General features: G+C 36.5%; 19 protein-coding genes, 1 pseudogene and 1 other annotated feature. Of the genes and pseudogenes, 4 read left to right on the top strand and 16 right to left on the bottom strand.

Features of this window, described 5'->3' with window-relative positions:
• From AC220I_RS06610 to ybaK, 3 genes are all read right to left on the bottom strand, one after another.
• A partial coding sequence (locus tag AC220I_RS06610) for a cache domain-containing protein (protein ID WP_486723022.1) occupies window positions 1-793 on the bottom strand: 793 nt, incomplete at its 3' end.
• A 120-nt stretch (window positions 794-913) separates the two neighbouring features.
• Window positions 914-2512 carry a lysine--tRNA ligase gene (gene lysS / locus AC220I_RS06605; protein WP_486723021.1) on the bottom strand — a complete coding sequence of 533 codons (1599 nt, stop codon included), beginning with the start codon at window positions 2510-2512 and terminating at the stop codon, window positions 914-916.
• Between the two features lie 271 nt (window positions 2513-2783).
• Window positions 2784-3037 (bottom strand) — a binding site (T-box leader).
• Window positions 3038-3125: 88 nt separating this feature from the next.
• Complete coding sequence (gene ybaK, locus AC220I_RS06600) at window positions 3126-3593, bottom strand: Cys-tRNA(Pro) deacylase (protein WP_486723020.1); 468 nt, start codon at window positions 3591-3593, stop codon at window positions 3126-3128.
• A 117-nt stretch (window positions 3594-3710) separates the two neighbouring features.
• On the opposite strand from ybaK, the gene AC220I_RS06595 reads away from it, so the two are divergent.
• Window positions 3711-5309, top strand: coding sequence for a M23 family metallopeptidase (locus tag AC220I_RS06595; RefSeq protein ID WP_486723019.1), 1599 nt, complete (start codon window positions 3711-3713; stop codon window positions 5307-5309).
• A 55-nt stretch (window positions 5310-5364) separates the two neighbouring features.
• On the opposite strand, the gene AC220I_RS06590 is transcribed toward AC220I_RS06595, so the two are convergent.
• The 9 genes from AC220I_RS06590 to AC220I_RS06550 all read right to left on the bottom strand — a co-directional run bounded on the left by AC220I_RS06590 (window position 5365) and on the right by AC220I_RS06550 (window position 14238).
• Complete coding sequence (locus AC220I_RS06590) at window positions 5365-6492, bottom strand: HD-GYP domain-containing protein (protein WP_486723018.1); 1128 nt, start codon at window positions 6490-6492, stop codon at window positions 5365-5367.
• Between the two features lie 224 nt (window positions 6493-6716).
• Entirely contained in the window at window positions 6717-7445 is a 729-nt protein-coding gene (locus tag AC220I_RS06585; protein ID WP_486723017.1) for a metallophosphoesterase, read from the bottom strand.
• A 120-nt stretch (window positions 7446-7565) separates the two neighbouring features.
• Window positions 7566-8267: a deoxynucleoside kinase gene (locus tag AC220I_RS06580; protein WP_486723016.1), complete on the bottom strand. Its 702-nt coding sequence runs from the start codon at window positions 8265-8267 to the stop codon at window positions 7566-7568.
• A gap of 8 nt (window positions 8268-8275) precedes the next feature.
• Window positions 8276-9394, bottom strand: a complete 1119-nt coding sequence (locus tag AC220I_RS06575; protein WP_486723015.1) for a DUF2225 domain-containing protein — start codon at window positions 9392-9394, stop codon at window positions 8276-8278.
• Between the two features lies 1 nt (window position 9395).
• Window positions 9396-9779 (bottom strand): Crp/Fnr family transcriptional regulator, encoded by a 384-nt coding sequence (locus tag AC220I_RS06570; RefSeq protein WP_486723014.1) that lies wholly within the window; start codon window positions 9777-9779, stop codon window positions 9396-9398.
• Entirely contained in the window at window positions 9772-10983 is a 1212-nt protein-coding gene (locus tag AC220I_RS06565; RefSeq protein ID WP_486723013.1) for an MFS transporter, read from the bottom strand. Before AC220I_RS06565 ends, AC220I_RS06570 begins: the two co-directional genes overlap by 8 nt.
• A gap of 32 nt (window positions 10984-11015) precedes the next feature.
• Window positions 11016-12110 carry a tRNA 2-thiouridine(34) synthase MnmA gene (gene mnmA, locus AC220I_RS06560; RefSeq protein WP_486723023.1) on the bottom strand — a complete coding sequence of 365 codons (1095 nt, stop codon included), beginning with the start codon at window positions 12108-12110 and terminating at the stop codon, window positions 11016-11018.
• Window positions 12111-12260: 150 nt separating this feature from the next.
• On the bottom strand, window positions 12261-13394 hold the full coding sequence (locus tag AC220I_RS06555) for a cysteine desulfurase family protein (RefSeq protein WP_486723012.1): 1134 nt from the start codon (window positions 13392-13394) through the stop codon (window positions 12261-12263).
• Between the two features lie 313 nt (window positions 13395-13707).
• The gene (locus tag AC220I_RS06550; protein ID WP_486723011.1) at window positions 13708-14238 is read right to left on the bottom strand and encodes a 2'-5' RNA ligase family protein; all 531 of its coding nucleotides are present in this window, start codon (window positions 14236-14238) and stop codon (window positions 13708-13710) included.
• 131 nt (window positions 14239-14369) lie between these two features.
• On the opposite strand from AC220I_RS06550, the gene AC220I_RS06545 reads away from it, so the two are divergent.
• Complete coding sequence (locus AC220I_RS06545; RefSeq protein WP_486723010.1) at window positions 14370-14756, top strand: response regulator; 387 nt, start codon at window positions 14370-14372, stop codon at window positions 14754-14756.
• A gap of 15 nt (window positions 14757-14771) precedes the next feature.
• Entirely contained in the window at window positions 14772-17168 is a 2397-nt protein-coding gene (locus AC220I_RS06540) for a methyl-accepting chemotaxis protein (protein ID WP_486723009.1), read from the top strand.
• 171 nt (window positions 17169-17339) lie between these two features.
• On the opposite strand, the gene AC220I_RS06535 is transcribed toward AC220I_RS06540, so the two are convergent.
• Both AC220I_RS06535 and AC220I_RS06530 read right to left on the bottom strand, forming a co-directional pair.
• Window positions 17340-18533, bottom strand: a complete 1194-nt coding sequence (locus AC220I_RS06535; protein WP_486723008.1) for a GGDEF domain-containing protein — start codon at window positions 18531-18533, stop codon at window positions 17340-17342.
• 189 nt (window positions 18534-18722) lie between these two features.
• Complete coding sequence (locus AC220I_RS06530) at window positions 18723-19307, bottom strand: DUF5052 family protein (RefSeq protein WP_486723007.1); 585 nt, start codon at window positions 19305-19307, stop codon at window positions 18723-18725.
• Between the two features lie 120 nt (window positions 19308-19427).
• On the opposite strand from AC220I_RS06530, the gene AC220I_RS06525 reads away from it, so the two are divergent.
• Entirely contained in the window at window positions 19428-20624 is a 1197-nt protein-coding gene (locus tag AC220I_RS06525; protein ID WP_486723006.1) for a hypothetical protein, read from the top strand.
• Here AC220I_RS06525 and AC220I_RS06520 read toward each other — a convergent pair whose 3' ends face one another.
• Together AC220I_RS06520 and AC220I_RS06515 are read right to left on the bottom strand one after the other, a co-directional pair.
• A complete protein-coding gene (locus AC220I_RS06520) occupies window positions 20625-21419 on the bottom strand; it encodes a hypothetical protein (RefSeq protein ID WP_486723005.1) in 795 nt (264 codons plus the stop codon).
• Window positions 21406-21864: pseudogene (locus AC220I_RS06515) on the bottom strand (hypothetical protein); the annotation flags it as partial. The gene AC220I_RS06520 and the pseudogene AC220I_RS06515, both read right to left, overlap by 14 nt.

Here is a 21864-nt window from a genome sequence, read left to right as displayed (position 1 = left end):
TTAAAAGCTCTTCTAGGCCTTGACTTACCTTGTCGAAAGCCTCCCCAATTTCGCCGAACTCATCTTTTGTATGAATGTTCATTTTCTCAGAAAAGTTGAGTTCCTTATACCGATCTGTTTTAAGAACGATTTCTCTTAACGTCTTATTGATAGGAATAACAATAATCGAAACAATAATCATGGAGAAAATAATGATAATGGTTGATATTATAACAACTTGTAAATAGATGGAACGTTGAATCGCAATCAAGTCATCCACATAAATACCAGTGCCGACAACCCATCCCCAAGGCTTGAATTCACTAACTAGGGAAATTTTAGGTTGCGGTTTATCAAATCCAGGTTTAGGCCATTGATATCTAACCACGCCCTCACCTTTTGCTTTTACAACCTTGACCATCTCTTGGAAAATGTACTTGCCGTCAGGGTCCTGTAACTGTGAGACATCGGTCTGGTTGAGCTCAGGTTTGATCGGATGCATGAGCATCATATGGTTCAAGTCATTTACCCAAAAATATTCAACTTCACTGTATCTAAGTTTTTCTATCGTTTTAAGCGACTCCTGCATCGCTTGTTCTTCCGTAATTACACCTGATTGTGCTAAATCATACTGCATCTGAATTTCAGATAATGGTAAATCAACTAAATCCATCAATTTTGCGATTGTACGCTCTTCGATGATGGCATTCGTTTTTGGAAGAATATAGAACAAGATCAATGATGTAAAAATCACAATGATTAATGCCGCCAACATGATAATCTTGTATTTGAGCTTCATATTTTTCAAGAACATATCATCGCCTCCTTTAATAGATAAATACCCAAATTTTGAACAATAATCACTAAAACCATAATTTGGTATTCATCTTATTAAATAAGGCTTAAATAGGCAAGGTGTCACATCATGAGAAGTTTAAGACACCCTCATTTGGCGCTCATCAACATAGGTTATTTTCTTGGGAACCAGTAATTGTCTTAGGCCTTTTTTGCCTACAACTTCCACTAATATTGCAATATTAGGACCCGATTTATTGCTAAGAACCATTTGATAAATGGATTCAAAGAAACGCTTTTGCATTTTTTTACGAGTTGCAGGCGAATCCGACTGTACAATTTCATAAATTTCAGTCATCAGGGCCTCATCGTCGCCTTCAAATGTCATAATCAAATTGATAAAGGCTTTAATCCATTTTTTCTCAGTAGGATTTAAAGAGGCGTAGTAAATGGCATTAAATTGTTGGTTGACACATATATTGCGTTCTTGGTGCCACCTTTGAATCCAGTAGGATGCCTTCTCACATTTAATGGTAAAGGTATCGGGATCCTGTGACATGGTTCTGCTGAACAATCTAAAGAGTACGCCTGAATTAAAATTGACCAGTGGCAATGTCGATGCAATCAAAGAAAATTTAGGTTCACGATCTAGTGTAGAGTTTTCTGCATTTGATAACATCATAATAACACTAAGTAGTTCGTCTTCTATCATTTGCTCTCTATATCTTTTGAGATGTCTTTCAAACTCTGTATAAAGTCTAATGACATCATCATCAAGGCCGATATCAAAGGCGTCTGTATTTTTGTATTTGGCAAAAAGATAGAGGATAATTTCTTTAGGATAGACCTTAAGAAGTTCATCTGGTGTTATAAGATGACCTGTGGAACTCGACATTTTGGCGTGATTGCCTTTCAATCCAATAAATTCATATGGAATATAGTGTGGTGGATTAAAGGCAAATACCTTATTTGAAATTGCAGAAGAAACTGTATAGCTCCCGTTTTCAGATGAGTGATCACGACCACCTGGTTCAAAAATAACCCCTTCTTTACGCCATCTCATAGGCCAATCGATCTTCCAATTGAGTTTGATTCGATTAAAGGATTCAAGTTCGGCAATTTCATGATGACCACATGCACAGTGATAGTCTAATGTGTCTTGCTTTTCATCATAAACAAGCCTTAAAATATCATCCTTTCCACAGTTTCTACAATATAGGCTCACAGGATAAAAGCGGTCTCTTGCCACTTCATTCCACTCCTGTGTTTTATATTGCATCTGTATATCATAAATTTCTCTTCTCTTTAAAAGGGCTTCTCTTATGTCCCCTGTATACCTACAATTTTGATATTCTCGGCTTTGATAAATAAACTCAGGATGGATATCGAAGGCTTTTAAAGTTGCTTCAAACTGTGCTTCAAAGTGGGCTGCATAGGATTCATGGCAACCATAAGGATCTGGCACTTCTGAATAAGGTTTTCCCAAATGCTCAGCAAAGGTCTCAGAAACACCACTAGGAACTTTTCTAAAGCGATCATAGTCATCCCACGAAAATATGAAACGCGTTTTCTTACCAAGGCTCTCAAGTGATTTCACCACGAAATAAGTGGTCAAGACCTCTCTAAAATTACCAATGTGTACATGTCCTGAAGGACTGATTCCAGATGCACAAACAAAAGTTTCTAAATTTGGATTTTCCTCAATCAATTGTAATGCTGTTTCCATGGCCCAATGCATAATAATACCTCCTATTTTGAATATTTTGTATATAGTTGTTGCTGAATTTTTTATTAAACAATACCCTTCTCATCTAAACGCTTTTCGCAAGTTGAAAATCCTTGCTCTAAGCTGGACGAGAACTAATGATAACCGACAACATTTGAGCCATCTCTCGATGTCTCAAAACAATTTTCGCTGACGCTGTTTGAGGCTGAACATTCCTCATCACAGCTTTTGGCTCAAATTTTGTTGTATACAATAAAAAAACTCCCGACCTCAAGACTTAAGTCTTGAGGACGAGAGTTAACTTCGTGGTACCACCTCAATTTATCGTATAAAAAAACGACCTTTTCAAGTACGGCATTATAAATGCAATATACTCTATCTCTATAACGGGAGCAACCGTTGTACCATCCCCTAGACCATCTAGGTTCAATACAAAGCTCTGAGGCTTTATTCACTAAATCAAATATTTCTCCTTCTCAGCAACCGGAGTTCTCTGTAAAACTTTAATTTAACTACTCTTCTCTTCACAGCTTTTAAAATATTAATTAAATGAATTATAACCAATGTCATAATATCCGTCAAGCCCTTTTTAAAAAAAAATGTATTTTTATGCGTATTAATTATTTTATACGATATCAGCAATCTGATACACAAGAACTTCTGCAAGAACAGATGTCGCCATATTGATTTGGACACCAATCTTACCTGCACTGAATGTGATCTCATCCAGCAAGACAATTGTCTCATCAATCACAGTGGTATATTGCTTTTTCATCCCAATTGGAGAGCATCCGCCCTTCATGTATCCCGATATCTTTAAGAGATCCTTTGATGGAATCATTTCAACATACTTTTCAGAGACCACTTGAGCAGCCTTTTTTAGATCCAAATTTTCGTTAACAGGGACCATGAATACATAGTTTTGACCACTTGCACCAATGGTGACCAGCGTCTTGAATACACTTTCATAGGGCTTATTTATTTTATCCGCAACTGCAATCCCATCTATAAACCCATCTTCAACCGTGTATGTAAATGTGGAAAAGGGAATGCCCTTTTGGGTGCACATTCTCGTTACATTTGTTTTAACCATCTTGTATACCTCTCACCTATTATAGTCAGTTTACCCTCTAATTCTCCTATTCATCCCTGGGTTCGAATGATATAATAATAATAAATTTTCTAGGAAACCACAACCATTGGAGGCAAAATGACAAAAAAAAACCTAAGATACCTTATGATCACCTTTTGCATATTGGGTCTTGCGACAATCGGCTTTTTTTATACGCAATATTCGCATTTTAGCGCAGAAACCATCGTATCACTTGATCTTCTTAATCAAACAGATGCCTTGGAGGATAGATTCAATTTTTCCAAAGACCATCCATTTAAAGCCTACGACCTATTATCTGAAATACAACCAATCACAACCAAAGCCAATTCACTGCATTACCTACAGATAAAAAATAAGTTCGGCAATCAATTAAAATTTGAAATACTTAACTTATCCGATGATGGTTTTGTATTAAAGGAAGCTGCTAACGAAAAATATTACCTCTTGCCCTACTCAGATCACTTGGCCAGTTCAAAATCCCTAAGCGCCTTTTATGAATCACAAATCTCATCAAAACTCTTTATCAACGATATGGCCTTGGAAAATAAAAAGACATTAGAATGGTCTTATCTATCTCATGATAATAAGTGGATTGAGATTGAAGATAGGATTGAAAACACTGGTTCAAATCCTGAAATTCGCATAGAAACACCAGATCAGACCCTAAAGTTTGCCTCAGAAAAAAAAGTGACATTAGGTGTCCTAAAAATCATTGACGTCAAAACTGAAGCGTTTGTATATGAAGGCATTATAGACACCAATAATTTATACCTGCCGACTTATGACGGCACATTCAGGTATGAACTTCAGCTCATTTATAAGGATGATGCACATTATAAGGGTGAAGTCAGTTCAAGCTTCATTGTCAGTTTGGACCTCCCTATTGACATCCAATTAACTTCAAATGAAATATCGATCGGGGGGTTTACGCATTTAAAAGTTTTTCATGCTGATGAAGATCAAATTCTCAAGATTAATAATTTACCATTTGATACCCATTTTACAACAAAGGACCATGTCAAAACAGCAGTACTATATGCAGACTATAGAACCAAAACAGGCCAATATCCTTTTGAAGTTTCCAGTGATGATGGCCTACAAACATGGCGCTTTAACTTAAAAATTAAGCCAAGAAATTTTCATATCCAGCAACTCACCATAGATGAAAAAGTAGCAAGCAGTACGAAAAACGATGTGGCAAACGAAGAGTTTGCCAGATTATACACACCATTAAGAGCCCACTCAAGCGACGAAGATTTGACAAGTGGCCCCTACACCATACCTGCTGTCGGTAGACTATCAACTGAATATGGTGAAACACGTCACGTGAACGGTGCAGCAACCTCCTACAGACACTCAGGGCTAGATATTGCAGCACCTAAAGGTACAAGTGTATTTGCCACAAATTCAGGAAAGGTCCTCTTTGCAGCACCCTTGATTTTAACGGGTAATACGATTTTAATAGACCATGGTCAGGGTTTCTTCAGTACTTATTTCCATTTGGATTCTCTAAATATAGGACCAGGACAAATGGTTGAAAATGGCGCTCTTATAGGGACAGTGGGTACCACAGGTTTTTCCACAGGACCACATCTTCACTTTATTATCTCCTACTACGAACACAACCTTGAGCCTGGCTATTTCCTTGTAAATGAGCCCATAACTTATGACAACTATAAAAATTTCCTAAAATAAATTTTTTCAAAAAAAAATAAATGCCATTGATTCACTTTAGTATACTCGCTAAAGCCTAATCAATGGCATTTTTACTGATTTGACTGAAAAAGTCCACATCCCACGTGTCTTGAATAAATAGGGTGCGCTCATTTTCAAGATTTACTTCTTCAATATCCAAATAATTGTTCTTGCCATTTAAATGAATGACTCTCACCCTTGGTCGACTTGGGTTGGCATGTCGAAAATGCGTGACAACACCCACTCTACCATCAGATAAAACAACACCAGAACCCGGTGGAAATATGCATATATTACTTGTTAAAGTACGGTATATCGCCGGATCAATTTTATAAACGGCATCGGTCATCAAGTGCTCCAAGGCTTTGTAAATGGGCATTTTCGATCGATAGACTCGATTGGTGGTCATGGCATCATACATATCACAAACCGTTACGATTTTAACGTATTCAGGGATTTCAATTCCCTTGAGTCCTAGCGGATAACCAGATCCATCAAGTTTTTCATGATGAAGTCGTATAATTTGCTTTGACAAAAACGGAATTTGAGAAACAGCTTCAGTGATTTCATATCCAAACTGGGCATGCTTCTCAACCTCAATTCGCTCTTCAAGGGTTAGTGAACTGGGTTTATTAATCAGACTTGGGCTCACCCTCATCTTGCCAATATCATGAAGTAATGCACCAAGTGCTATATGCTTGATATCTTCTTTTTTATAATTTAATGCTTTTGCTGTCAATATGGATAAAATCGCAACATTTACATTGTGTTTATAGGTGTACTCATCTGATTGCAATAAATCTACAACAGTATAGAGAATTTTGTCAGCTTGCTCCAGGGTTTCAATTAATAGCTCTAGTACCTCTTCAACCAATTTGACATTCTCATATGGAATAACCGCTTTTACCCCTAATTTTTCTTGGTTCATGATATCGTCAAACACCTTTTTGATGGTCGTTACAGATTTTTCCATCTTAGGCGCTGGAATAATCCCCTCTTGCTTAATATCCTTTTTAAGGGCATTGAGCACATAAACCACATCAACATTATGGCTCAGTAATTTGGAAAGGACATCGTTGTTGATGACCGTTCCTTTTTTTACAAGCATAGTGCCGTGTTTTGAATACACTGGTTCGATAATTTCATTTCCAAGAATGGAAGAACTTACATAGGTTGTCTGCATTATTCGCTCCAAAATAATTATTGTCTCATTTACAATATCCTGTAAAATATTGATATGTATAGCAATATATGTAGTATAATTACTCATTTTAAGTTCTTTTTAGGGGTATCCTATTATTATATCGGCACAAGTTAAATATTCTTTAGTAATTTGAGGCTTTTTTTTTGTAATATGCAAAAAAAAACACCCCCACTGAAAACAAAATTCAGTGGGCGATATGCTGCTTACTCAATCGTGAAAACTGCAATTTGAGGAATATTACCAAATCGATATCTCATTTTAGTATTACCAAGTCCTGTATTGACATATAAAAGTGATTTTCTCGGATTATCGATCTCATAATAGCCACTTTTATATACTTTAGAAAGTGGTGGTGTTACAAGCGGCCCTAAGAATGGCAGTTTTATCTGACCGCCATGGCTATGACCTGACAATATGAGGTCAAACGGAAGTGATGCTACTTCAGTATAGAGGTCTGGCTCATGTAAAATCAGAATATTATAATGGTTTTCGTCTATTAATGGTGTCACAAATCCAAAATCAGGTTTACCGAGCATGCCATCATCTATGCCATAAAAATCAAATGTTTTGCCACACTCTGCTTTATAAGATAACATTTCATTAACCAATACCAAAAATCCTGCTTCTGACATGAAGGTTTCATACATGGATCTTCCCCCACCACCAACATCATGGTTTCCAAAAATAGCAATTTTTAAGGCTTTGTCATCCAATTTTTTTAGAAGTTCAAGGGCTTCCTTTTTTAAGTCATAGTCACTGGGGTGATCGAAAAAATCACCTGTAAAAACAATGATATCAGGCGATTGTCCATTGATTTCATTTACGACTTTTTTTAATTGTTCAATATCGTAATAAGGGCCTAGCTGAGTATCCGAAAACTGTACGATTTTTAAACTGGTCGATTCTTCCTCTTCATCCAATGTTGTACTCATATTTATTGATTTATAGAAATCAAGGGTACGTTTTTCAATTCTAAATAAATGGGGCTCTAAAAATGTTGCATACAGAAAAATTATTAGGAGGATTAAAAAAATCGAGAGAACTCTCTTCATCTAACACTCCTTGTTTAAATAAGGTCTAATTGCCTCTAAAATTGCATGTTTAATGTCTTCTTTCACTAGACCATCATCTGTTAGGGCACTTTCATTTAAATCTACCCTTACTTTAGGACAAAGGTCAAAGGCTTCATACCAAGCCTCATAATTTCTTTGAAGGTCCTCTAGATAATCTCTTGGAATTAAGTCGCCTTCAGTTGAACGACCCCTTCTATTGATTCTGTGAAGGGCTGTATCAACACTTACATCAATATAAATGAGCACTTCCGGAACGTTTATATGCTCTAGCATATTGTGAAGTAAATCTCTATATATTACAAACTCATCATTCGTCATTTGGCCTCTATCGTGAATTGTTTTCGCGAAAATTTCATCACCATAGATCGACCGGTCTAATATTGCCTGATTGCCCAAGGCCTCTATTCTTTTAATATCTTTGAATCGATCATTTAAAAACATCACTTGAATGATGGCACTCCATCGTTCTTGATCTTCATAAAAGAGGTCAAGCATTCTTTGTGCCAAACTGTCTTTACCATCGTCCTTAAGTTCTTCAAACATAGGCAAATCCAGTGCTTCACTTAAAAATCTACCAACTGTACTTTTGCCAGCACCTATGATGCCATCTATTACTATCGCCATATTCTTTTTGTTGCCTCCGTCTTTATACTGATTTCTGTACACTGATGTAAAATTCATGACCGCTCCTACAATTTTGCATTTTTGATTTCATACATCAAATCCTGAGCTTGTTGCTTTAAAGCCTTATTATTTGAATTTACCCTTACAGCTTGTAAAATATAGTTTCTTGCATTCTTGATATTTCCGAACTCTTGACTCAACATTGCAAGTTTTAAACCCAATTTGATTTCATCATCTGGATCAAGGGATGCTGTCGAATTATACCATGCATCCTCTAGGTAATTCAAGAGGATTTCACGTGCCTGCTTTGCCGTTTCTAAATCGTTCACATCTTCCAAAAGCCATGCATAGGATTGCCACAATCTCGCTTTGACGAAACTTGACTTTGTCACCATATCCAAAATGGCATTCATTTGGTAGATGTCTGCAAAGACCTGCTGAATATTATCTTTTACCAATACGAGTTCATGGTTCATCTTATGTCTTGGTAAAGATAGCTTGAGCTCATTTCTTACCAAATTGTTGATTTTAAAAAACTCTGTCCCAAAATTGGTGTAATGACAATGTGGACATCGCCATAACTGATACCAAAGCTCGTCCACGTTCTTATACACGCGTCTGAAGTCCTTGTCCACATGATCAAGCTCCAATTGAGAAAATCTTATTTGGTTGACCTTGAAATTGATTTCACAGACAGGACACGTTACATCCTTGTCAAATAGGTATTTATAATGTTCTGTAGGTAAGACTTTATAATAGCTGCGTTCAGATTTAATTTCAACACTTTTATCGTTTTTAAGTATTTTTACTTCTTTTTTATCATTATAGAATTGCGAGTCACCTGACTGACTTAGGAGCATATCATTTAAACTTTCGAGTTCATCTGTAAGCAGTGAGAGCATTTCTATTGTCTTAAGTGGATTGGTCCCAACAAAAGCATCTAAGTATTGTAACGGCACATAAGTAATCTCTGATTTTTCATTGCACTTGGCATCAAACTCGAAGGCTGACTGATTCAGTGTTTTTTCAAGTTCAAGGTATCCCCCTGCTCTAACCTGTTTATAGACTAAGTTTCCATCTTTAAGCAAGCTGACAGATCCTGATTTGACGATGAAAATACCATCAGGAATAAGTCCCTTATTATATACGATATCGGATTCATTAAATCGAATTGATTCAAACATATTAGCATCCTTTCTCCATACAGCGTGATCTCGTGCTTTCAATACGGTTTGCAAGTGTTTTAAGCATGTTGATAGCGTATTTTGGCTCAAGCATGATAAATTTTCCAAAGTTGTCTTTATCAATTTTTAAGGCCAGAACAGGTTCTTGAGCAATTATGGTCGCCGATCTCTTATGATCGTGAATAACTGCCATCTCACCAAAAACAGCACCTGTATTTAGTTTTGCCAACACGATAATGCGGCCATCAATATCACTTGTACGGCAAGCGATTACTGAACCACTGAGCAAGATGTAAATTGCGTCGCCAGGTTCTCCTTCAAAGAAGATAATATCATCCTGTTGGAATTTCACTACATTTCCAATATCTCGTAAGGCTTCATTCATATTCTTCCCTCGCATTTTTATATTTGATGATCGATATGACTCCGAAGTTTAAAATTAACATTAAAAGTACAACCCATAAAATATTCTTAATTCCCAGATAAATTGAGATATAGGTTCCCATTGCAGGTGACACCATCCAGCCCAAGCTCCCAACTAAACCTTGTAGTCCAAACAATGCCCCACGATGGTTAGGTTCTGTGAGTTCAGCAGTCATGGAAGTTATCATGGGTTCAATACCACCAATTAATAAAAATAATACCCCATAAAACCCAATAAACGCAAAGAGCGAATGACTTAAATTTAAAATTAATGCATCCACTACTGCCAAAGCCAGTAAAATGGTAATCATGTTGAGCTTGTTAAATCGGTCCCCAAGTCGACTTATGGTAAGGGCAGCAATAGTGGTCATAAAACCTATAAAGCCGTTGATATAACCTGTTATTGCCGCTGCACCTTCTTTGGTATTTTGCAGTTCCTGGACATACAGTGGTATAAAGGGTGTAAAAACAGATCGGGTTATTCTATGGAAAAAGAGAACCAAAAGCATCAAGGCTATTGACATTGTCACAATTTGTCCATAAGGCAGTAATCCCTTTTTCTTTTTTTGAGATTTTGGAGATATATTTTTAAATGACGCCTTGTCCTCTTTGAGGAAAAAAGTAATGAAAAGAAATCCCAAGAGCATCAAAACTGCCCCTGAAAAAAAACTTATTCTATAGCCTAAATGCTCAGCGACAAACCCGCCTAAGACTGGTCCAAGTGAATAGCCAATAAATGTAGAGGAGGATAAGAATCCAAGTGCATAGGACAGCCTGTTGTTGGGCGTATTTGCAGCTATGAATGTTGAAGATGCTGTGATTGTACCCGTAAAAAAGCCTTGTAATAACCTCAGTAAAACCAATTGCCAAACGTGATTCACCATTCCCATAAGGCCGATAATAAAAAACGCAGAAAACATGGCCCTTTGTATCATCAGCTTCCTACCATATCGGTCTGAAAGCATCCCCCATACTGGCGCCATAATGGCCATGGTGATGGCAGGCGCAGCACTGAGTATACCCGTGTAAAGCTTTAACATGGCCGGATCTGTCACCCCTAAATCCTGTATATAAAAGGGAATGAAGGGCAATCCAAAGCCAAAGCTGGTCAGTGATATGATTTGAGAAATCCAAAGTGTGTAAAGGTTTTTTTTCCATAATTCCATAATGCACCTCAATGCTCTTCTGCTGTGTCCAGTTACTTGATTGTGCCGCCACCGATAAGTTTTTTACCATCATAAAAGACAACTGCTTGCCCTGGTGTTATCGCTCTTTGAGGTTCATCAAAAACCACCTTAATCTCATCATTTCCAATAGGATATAGGGTACATTTTGCTGGTTTAGCACTATATCTGATTTTAGCTTCACATTGATAAGGACCAAAAATCTGGTCAAATGGAATGAAGTTGATTTCATCAGCTATTAGTGTGTCACTGAACACTTCATCACCTTCACCGAGTACAACTTGGTTTTGGTCTGCATCAATTGCGATAACATACATTGGTTTTCCGAATGTGACCCCTAGTCCTTTTCTTTGACCAATTGTGAAATTCACCACGCCAAGGTGTGTCCCTAATAGGTTACCCTTAGAGTCCACAAATTGTCCTTTTTTATCCTTAATATCACTGTTTCGTTTCAAGAAGCCAACATAATCTTGATCGGGCACAAAACAGATTTCTTGACTGTCTGACTTTTCAGAGATTTGAACATCAAACTGAGAGGCAATTTCTCTAACCACTTCCTTTGATTCAAACTCACCAAGGGGCATTAATATATGTTTTAACTGATATTGTGTCAAATTGTAAATCGCGTATGTTTGGTCTTTTTGAATTGCATTTGACTGTTCTACAAGGTAGCGGTCCGCTGCCTCATCGTAGTGAATTTTAGCGTAGTGACCAGTTGCCACATAATAAGCGCCAAGTTGATGTGCTTTTTCAAGCAGGGCATCAAATTTGACAAATTTGTTGCAGGCAATACACGGATTTGGTGTTCTACCATGTTTATATTCATCAATAAAATAGTCCACAACCGTTTCCTTGAAGACCGTTTTAAAATCAAGTGCATAAAATGGAATACCAATCTGTGCGCAGACACGTCTAGCATCTTCCACAGAAGATAAGCTACAACATCCACCATCCTTCATAAAGTGTTCTTCACTTAAAAAGTCATCTTGCCATAATCTCATGTTGACGCCAATGACTTCATAACCCATTTGTTTTAACTGATAAGCTGCAACGGTACTGTCTACACCACCGCTCATACCAACCACTACTTTATTTTTATCCAATTTCATTTCACTCATTTTGATTTCCTTTCCACTCTACAAAGTTAAATTATTAATTTTTGTTATCTTTTGGTTTTATTATTTGTTTTATTATTTGTTTTATTATTTGTTTTATTATTTGTCTTATTAAACGCCTTTACCGTCTCTTGGTCTTACTTATTAGACGATTGTCTTAAGTGCCTCTACAAACCCATCCACATCCTCAAAGCTTGTGAAGTGGCCCATTGATATCCTTAAACTTCTCTTGGCCTCTTTTTCAGTCAAACCAAGTGCTAGTAAGACATGAGAAGCTGAAACAGCACCAGAGCTGCATGCTGAACCAGTTGATACCGCATAGCCTAACATATCGAGATTGATCATGGCACTGTCTGCATCCATTTGGGGCAACATGATATTGACAATCCCTGGATGGTTGCCTTCTTCAAATCCATTGATTTTGATATTGGCATTCAATTGGTGGACCGCTTGAATAAAGTAGTTTCTCAAGGCTTTTAAATGCCCTATGTGCTGCGCTCGATCCTGATAGGCGATTTCACACGCCCTAGCAAATCCCATGATATAAGGGGTATTCTCCGTGAAAATAAGCGTTTCTGCATGTTGGCTGTAAGGAAAATATGCTTTTAAGCGCGACAAAAAATTGCCTTCAGACGTTTTCACATATAGGCCACCAATCCCCTTTGGGCCATATAATTTGTGGGCGGAAAAACTCATGGCATCTACCGGAAGTTTTGACGCTTCAAATTCTTCGTTATAAACCGCTTGAACCCCATCCACATGATAAAAAATACCCTTTTCCCTTAAAAAGGTACCAATGGCTTCAACAGGCTGTCTGCTGCCCATTTCATTATTATAAAACATTGTTGATACCAGTCCTGTTGATTGGGTGACTGCATCATAAAATGCATCAAGTTTGATCTTGCCTTTATCATCAACCTTCAAATAAGTCACATCGAAATGGTCCTTTTCAAGTTGCTTAAACACATTCAAAACTGAAGGATGCTCGATTTCAGTGGTTATGATATGTCTTTTGTCCTTTGGCAAGGCATATGCCACTGATTTTATAACAGCATTATTGCTTTCAGATCCACAAGCCGTAAGACATATTTCTGACGCTGAGCAACCAATAAGTTTTGAAATTTGGATTTTTGCATCAGTCAATCTAAGGTCCAAATCCTTAGTATTTTCAATTTCTTTATTTACCTTAAAGGTTTGGTACTCATCTATAATAACCCTAGCAACCGCTTCGCGAATCGGTGTCGTGGCTGCGTAATCTAGAAAAATTTTATTTTTCATTTATATTTCCTCTCAAAATTGCCTTCTATCATTAAATCACAATAAATTTTTTCATAAGTTCCTTATCATTATACACTAAAATGCACAATGAAAAAACAGATGCTGGCGAGACATCTGTTTTTTCTGTGAGGTATTTAAATAAAGTTTACGTTTGGGGTTCCCATCATATGGGAGGTAATAAAGCTGAACAGTAAAGGTTTATGTTGAGTATAAGGATGTTCACTAAATGATAACGATTATCGTTATCTATGAACCTATAATACCACATGAATTTTACTTTGTAAATACCTAATTGAAAATTATTCTCAATAAATTATGGATGAAAATGATATTGCCGTTCAATGCGCCACGACTGGTCTTCGTCTTCCCATTTCATAAGGGTCAAATTGTCAATAAAGGTTTCATATTTAAGCGTTTCAGACTTTAAATGACTCATAATTTCATCAAATTTTTTACTTATTCTTCTACTTACCAATGTGCAGTGAAAAACATGCGGTGTCACAATTGTTTCCTTGCTCACAAAAAGAGTGCTCGCTTTTTCCATATATTGTTCCAGAGTTTTATTGGCTTCTAAAGCCATCTCTATATTCAAATAAATGACATTGTCCCTAAAAGACCCAATGCCCCCTACTTTCACAGGCATTCTTTTATGGGTTTTGGCATATAGTTCCGTATATTTAACCAAAGCGCTTACATCATCACTTTCAAACGGGGGGATCAAGGTCATATGTGCGCCAATCTTTTGAGGTTTAACAGAAAAACGATCCTCTAGATCTGCTACGATTGCATTGTGATATGACTTTATAGGCTCATTAAATAGATTTACAATTAAATATTTTCCCATTTCAACCTCCATTAGAAAAATTCTAAAACTATTATATCATTAATAGGTGTAATTTGAATAAAATAAAATACCGAGGGTATATAGCTTCAAAATAGAGAGAAAAAATTCAAATGTTAAATGAGGTGCAAATCATGAATATATTAATTGTAGAAGACAACAAATATCAATTAGAAAACTTAAAAAAAATGGTTATCGAGGGGTTAGGTAACCATGCTGGCAATATTTATATTGCTTCCGACATTGCCAATGCTCAAAAGATCTATGAAGAGGACCATATTGATTTCTTTATGCTGGACATTTCATTGGGCTATGAAAGCGGCTTAAAATTAGCAGATATGATCCATAGCACACCATCATATGAAGATGCTTGTATCGCTGTTATTTCAGCACATAAGAAATATGAAAATCAAGCGACTGGCGTGTCAAAGTGTCATGTTTTTATTGAAAAGCCTTACCGTAAAGAAGAAATTATCGAACTCGTCAACAGAGCGCTGATCCACCATTTGGAAAAAATTTAAAGGAGAGGATCCATTTTGAAAAATTTAAAAATACGGAACAAACTGCTATTGCTTGTATTCGCTGTGGTTTTTATTTTTACGCTATTAATTTCTACATACCTTATTCCAACTTCCATACATACCATTGATGAGCGCACTGAAGATAAGCTAAAAAATTTAGTCGATGTACCCTATAGCATCGTTGAAGCAAATTACAAGCTCTATAAGGAGGGCAAATTATCCCAAGAAGATGCAAAATCATTGGCTATGGAAGCCATACGTAGTATGCGGTTTTCGAAGGAAGATTATTTTTTCATCTGTGATTATAACGCTTATATGATCATGCATCCTATCAGCCTTTCACTAGAAGGACAAGATTTGAGCAACCTAGAGGACACAAATGGCTTAAAATTTATAGCCGAATTTGTTAATATTGTCACAACAAGGGGTGAAGGTGCTATTGAATACTGGTGGAACAAACCAGGAGAAGAAGAACCTCAACCTAAACTAACATATGTAAGGGGCTTTGATGACTGGAACTGGATTATAGGTGCAGGAATCTATGTGGATGATATTCAGGCTGTCAAAACAGCTTTTTTGACCAAGGTTACAGTCATTTCGGGTATTATCGTCATTCTGTCACTATTGCTCACATTGATTTTCTCTAAAAAGATTTCTAGGGCAATTGTTAACCTAACCCGTTACGCACAAGAAGTCTCACAGGGTAACTGGGAAGTTATTGCTGAAAAAACCAGTACAGATGAAATTGGTGAACTCACAGAGGCACTTAACCACATTGTGGATACCATCAAACTCTCGCTCAATCTCGTTCACAAGACAAACGAGATGATACTTTATGGCACTTTAGATGCTCAGATAGAAACGGATTCAGTTGAAGGTGGCTGGAAGCTCTTACTAAAAAGTTTCAATGATCTTTCTAGTACACTTGAAGGCCATATCAGAAAGGTACCTGCCCTTTTGATGACCATAGATTGTGATTTTAACGTCCTATATATGAACAACTCTGCACTGTCTCTGCTTGCCACAGATCTTGACACGGTTCGTAAATCCCATTGCTATGAACTCTTTAAGACAGAAGATTGTAAAACTAAGAACTGTGCTTGTTCAAGGGCTATCCAGCTCGAGACCAATGTTATCGCTGAAACCATCGCTAGACCTGGTGATAAACCACTAGATATCTTATATGAGGGCATTCCTATTTTTAATAAGGAGAATAAGGTTGTCGGTGCATTTGAAATGGTGCTTGACCAGACAGCAGCTAAAGACTCAGAGCGCATGCAAAGTGAACAACTTGCTCTTGAAGCCGCTCGTGCTAAACTTCAAAAGGAAAAAGCAGATTATCAAAAAAACGAAGTTACAAAGCTCATTGAACAACTTAAAAATGTCTCTAAGGGTCATTTAGATGTTAAAAATGACGTCGCTATGCCAAATGATAACACACAAGATATTTTTAAAGACTTTGATGAGATTTACACCCATTTGGACTTTACCGTTAAGAGCATAAAATCGTACATCAACGAAATGTCTAGTATCCTTGGTGAAATGTCCCATAAGAACATGATGGTGTCAATTGACCGGGACTACTTGGGTGATTTTAATCAAATTAAAATATCCATAAATCATATTGTTGATGTTTTCAATGAAGTTTTAAGTGAAATCAGTAGTTCAGCAAGAGAAGTCTCTGTAGGGTCAGAGCATGTGGCTCAATCCTCCCAGGATATTTCACAAGGGGCATATGAACAATCTCAATCCATTGATGAAATTACCTCGTCGATGAACAACATTGCAAAACAGACCTCTATCTCAGCTGAGCATGCCTCAAAAGCCAATCAAGTATCCAATAATATTCAAAAGGATGCCACAACTGGAAATGCCCAAATGACAGAGATGCTTGTGGCAATGAAGGACATTAGTAGCGCATCCTCCAGTATCGCCAATATTATTAAAGTAATCGATGATATTGCATTCCAAACAAATCTTTTGGCTCTAAATGCCGCTGTTGAAGCAGCCAGAGCTGGTGAGCATGGTAAGGGCTTTGCAATTGTAGCAGATGAGGTACGTAATCTATCGAGTCGAACCTCCACTGCTGCAAAGGAAACAGAGTCACTTATTGAAAATAGCTTAAACAAGGTCAAGATTGGATCAGATATTGCCAAGTCTACCTCCATTGCGCTTGAGAATATTGTAAATGGCATAGGAAGTGCTGCTGAAATTATATCCAGTATCGCTTCATTAACCAATGAGCAGGCTACAAATATCGCTCAAATAAACAATGAACTCAGCCAAATCGCCTCTGTGACACAACGTAACTCAGCAACGAGTCAGCAAGGGGCAGCGGCAAGTGAAGAAATGGCGTCGCAAGCGGAAATCCTCTTGGGTCTGGTTAACCAATTTTCATTGAAGAATCAGTAAAAAGCCAACAGCTTAACCATTATGCTTGCTTTTATCCCAGTACACAGCGGGATGAAAACTAATGATATATCTTAAAAACCTAGAATGTATATTCATTCTAGGTTTTTTTACGGGGTTCTATTGGGCCTCTAACTCTATGGATCTTTTTTTGTTATATGAAACACTTATTACTTATGACTCACTCTGAGCTTTCATTGCATCCTTGTCTTGATACATTCTCTTATCGGCTATATTTATAAGTGTTTCCACATCATCTGTTAAACTTTCATTCATTGCTGCCATTCCCATGGCGACGCTAATGGGCAATTTAGTTGCCATACGATTATGATCCACACACTGATTGAAGGTCTTTATTTGATGCTTTATTTGAGTCTCACTCATGTCAAAGAACAACACAATAAACTCATCTCCCCCTACCCTATAAATATTGCTATGATCTGAAAAAGATTGCTTTAATATTTGTCCAAATGTTTGAATCAAACGGTCACCTTCACTATGACCATACATATCATTGGTTTCCTTTAAATTGTTAAGATCCATTGAGAGACAGGTCAAATTTTGGCAAAGGGCCTTATCAACTTGCAGTTTTGATTTTATGCCTTCAAATGCAGCTCTGTTTTTAAGCCCTGTAAGTGCATCTGTAAAGGCCATTTTATAGTATACTTCCTTCAACTCCAACTGGCTACTTTGAAGAGCCAATTTTGTTTCCAATAGTTCCCTTTCCTGTTCTACGTTATAAATTTTTTGAGATTTCATAATGGTTTGGAAAATCACAACATATACGACAATGACAATTAAACTATACAAAATCGCCACGGGTACATATTCTCTTCTCTCTTTAAGTGGAATAGGATAGGAAATTACAAAATAGAGCATGGTATAAAATAAAACAGATAGAAACGTCAAGCTTGTCCACCCTGTTTGTAACTGATTTTGAATCATAATATACTTTTGACGATATTTTAAAGATAATAATAGCATCCCAATAAGGCCTAAATTAGTCAACACAAAGATTAACCATAAATTATCATTAAAGCGTATGGCAATCGCTCTCGAAAATATGATGACAATTAGACCCATGATATCGATTGAGCAGAAGGTGAAGAAAAAGCGACTGTCTCTATGTTTTGAGAGTATATAAAAGAGTATCATAGAAGGGATCGTTAAAGATACAGCTGAAGCCATTCCACTATCATAACCAAAATGCTTAAGTCTCAAGTAACCAAAAAAAGATAAAATGACAAAAATAACAATCGTCAAAGTTGTCATTTTTTTAGGAAATCTCAGTTCCATTAGCAATAAAAATATTATGGAGAGATAGATACAGGATATGAATTCACTTAGACTTAATAGATTGAAATTCATGCTTTCACCTTCTTTAATTTACACCATTCCATGGTTGACAAAGTGGTTAAAAAACAGATTCTAGTGGCTAAAGATTCCATTTTAGTATAGACCAATTGTAACTTTATGTAAACATAACAATCTTAATCTAAATATAGAATAACTAAGCATTGCATAAAAAAATCCTGAAAATTTCAGGACTTTTACAAACTATTTCAACATACCTGCTTCGAATATTTCGAAATCGCATCTATAAATGGTCATACGCTTATTGTCTATGAGAATTTTAGTAGACGACGGTAAACTGCTTTCTTCTACCAATACGTTATCACCTTCATAAACTGCAATTATAACACCAGATTGATTCTTGATGACAATTACTCTTTTAAGACCTGTTAGTTCCGATTTAAATTTATTAATTGATCGGTCAAGAGTTGTTAGTATGCCTTTTCCCTCTGCTGTGGTATCAACCGTTTGATTGACATCATAGGTTTCCACCAAGTTCTCAAGACCTGTCTCAACTGCAATCATCGAGGACCCAACATGCTGCCAAGAATAACCATCAATTGTAATTAAAAGGACATTTTCTACTTCTGAAGGTTGAATATCTGTACTCTTACCTGTGACGGTCATCGTTTGATTGCCAAAGTCGTCATATACGTTGAAAGTTCTCTCAATACCAAAAGTTTCCGCCTTGAGGTCTTTAATACTACTCTGAAATTTAGTACAACCTGAAATAATCACCGTTAAGACAATCAACATGAGTATCAAAACTGAATTTCTAAATTTATGCATATTTCCTCCTGAAGTATATTTGTTTTCGTATTGTTATTTTAACAAAAGAAACTTATGTATTCAATAGATTGTCTAATGCCACGAATTCTTTTATAATAAACACAGAGAGGAGGCGTGAAATTGGATACGATTATAGAACAATTGAAACAATGGCTCATACTATCCGTCAATGATTTGATCAAAATAAAGAATTACATCGCTACAAAATATATCGCAGCCTCTCAACGCGAACGTGCAGAAATACTATCAAACACGGTTCATCAAGTCCTTGATAAACATCTTGATGGCGTTGACCAAGAATATAAGAAGGCCTTAAAATATAATATTTTATCCAGTACGATAGGTCAGAGTAATTATGACATCTCTAAATATGATGTTTTCAAATCTATATTTGACTTAGACTTACCCCCTTCCACTCAAATAGAGCTTGCTTCAAATTGGATCGACCAAAGTACAGACCTAAAATTAGAAACTGGTGATATTCTTGAATTTGTGATTGCTTATTCACAAGAAAATGATCAAACATTCATGCCGCGAACACTTGCAGATAACCAGCACCAGCACCACTACCAAGCCACAAGCACGGCAAAAACACATAGGAAAAACCCAATTTGGACATTTATAAATACCTATTTTTTCAATACGGAGTTTGCAATTACCTTTATTATCCTTGCAATAATTGGTTTTACACTCGGTTCTGCAATTGTGCTTTCAACACCTGATGTTTTAGAGTCCAAACCAGCCATAATCATCGAAAGGTCTCTTTCTGCTTACGAAAATCCCTTTGTCACTGACAAGGTTTTATTGATGAAAACCCTCAGTGTAAAAAAAATGGAAGGGCAGTATCTTGTAACAATTCTTTATGACTATCCCGAAAGCGAAAAAAATTTATTTTATTATAAACCCTTTGATTTCATGGCATTAAAGAGCTATTTAATCAATATCAGAGGCAGCTATATTGGAGAATCACCCTATCTAAATCGTATTGTGAACATCGCCAAATTAAACGATATTGACCCCCTTTTATTGCTTTCAATCATCGGTCAAGAACAGAGCTTTATCCCTAATAATAATCCTAATAAAGATAAAATTATAAATAATCCTTATAACGTCTATTACAGCTGGGAATCATACAATACCACACTTTCTGACACTACTCAGATTGCAATTAATACCATAAAAAATAGTCTTGAAAAAAGAAATTCTCAAGACACAGATGCTATAGAATGGCTCAACACAACTTATGCTGAAGATCAAAATTGGCACAAGGGTGTAAGGGAAATTTATGCATTCCTCGACGATCTTTGTAGACGATAATTAATGCTTTAAAGTTAATGATGTTCGAGATAGTAGTTGTCGATCTGTGGCTTCGAGCAAGTCTTGATCTCTTGTTATAATATATAAGGCAATCGCATTTTCCGAGTCCATTTCTTTATAGTACAACCTGCCTTTTAAAGAAACCTTTTCAAAATCATTTCCTGTGGGATCCTGTTTGGGGATACCAAATTGGATGTAATGGTTTAAGGTTTCTTTTTTATTATGCCAAAGGCCATGGGTTTGTATATCTAAATCAATTTTTTGCCAGCCTTCCTGATCCAAGTATGTGATATTATCTTCGACTGTATTAACTTGATATTGAAAAGCACCCCTGTAGTTTGGGTCTCCCAAATCCCTTAAAATCAAATTTTCATAGTCATAAGTTGGTATTTCAGCAAGCTGTTCGAGATTTTCTGGGTAACCACTTCCTTTATTTTGAATGATGTATGCACCATAAAAAGATGAGTAATAGGGAGATGACTTATCAAATATTCTTGAGACCCCTTGATTGAAATTTCCAAAACTATATAAAATCGTTAGGGAGATGTCTGTATGATGACTTTGATTGTAACCGTAAGATGCATCATACCAAATCATCTCAGGAAACCATTTGAGCTTATCCGTTGGAATCTTCACATCAATTTCACTTTTTAACTTATACTTTTCGATTTCAGTCAAGGTGGTCATGACAACTTTTGCCCTAGGACCTGGTGTTAAAAATAAGCCCATCAAGATCAATATAAGGATAATACCACCTATGAGCCCTATTTTAAGCACGGGTTTATTTGTCGCCATTTTCCGCCCCCAAAACATTGGCATCGACCGTCATTCTCATTGTTGGATATGCTAAATCAATATTGTTTTCAGTTTTTATAATTTCAAGAATATCTTCCCAAATAGCTTCTTTGGTACTTCTTCTTTGATGTGGTGCGCATAAGTAGCGGATTGTAAGCTGTACACCACTTTCCTTTACATCTGTATATACAATAGGTGTTAAATTTTTATAGAGGATCATATATTTTTTGGACGCTAATTTCATGCGTTTTTCTATTTCTTCGCTTAAGTGAAGCGTATGCTTTTCAGCAATTTTCAAAAATAACCCCTTTGCCTTTTGCCACTCACTTTCAAATGTCAGCAATATGCTGATTTCATTCCAAATGTATTCAAAACCAATGGTGTAATTTGCCAAATGGTCTGTGAAAACCTTATAGTTTGGGACGTGTATGATACGCCCTGTACT

The organism is Fusibacter sp., assembly GCF_057447755.1.
The sequence above is the reverse complement of the archived record's forward strand: the minus strand, read 5'-3'. Positions and strand labels throughout refer to the sequence as shown.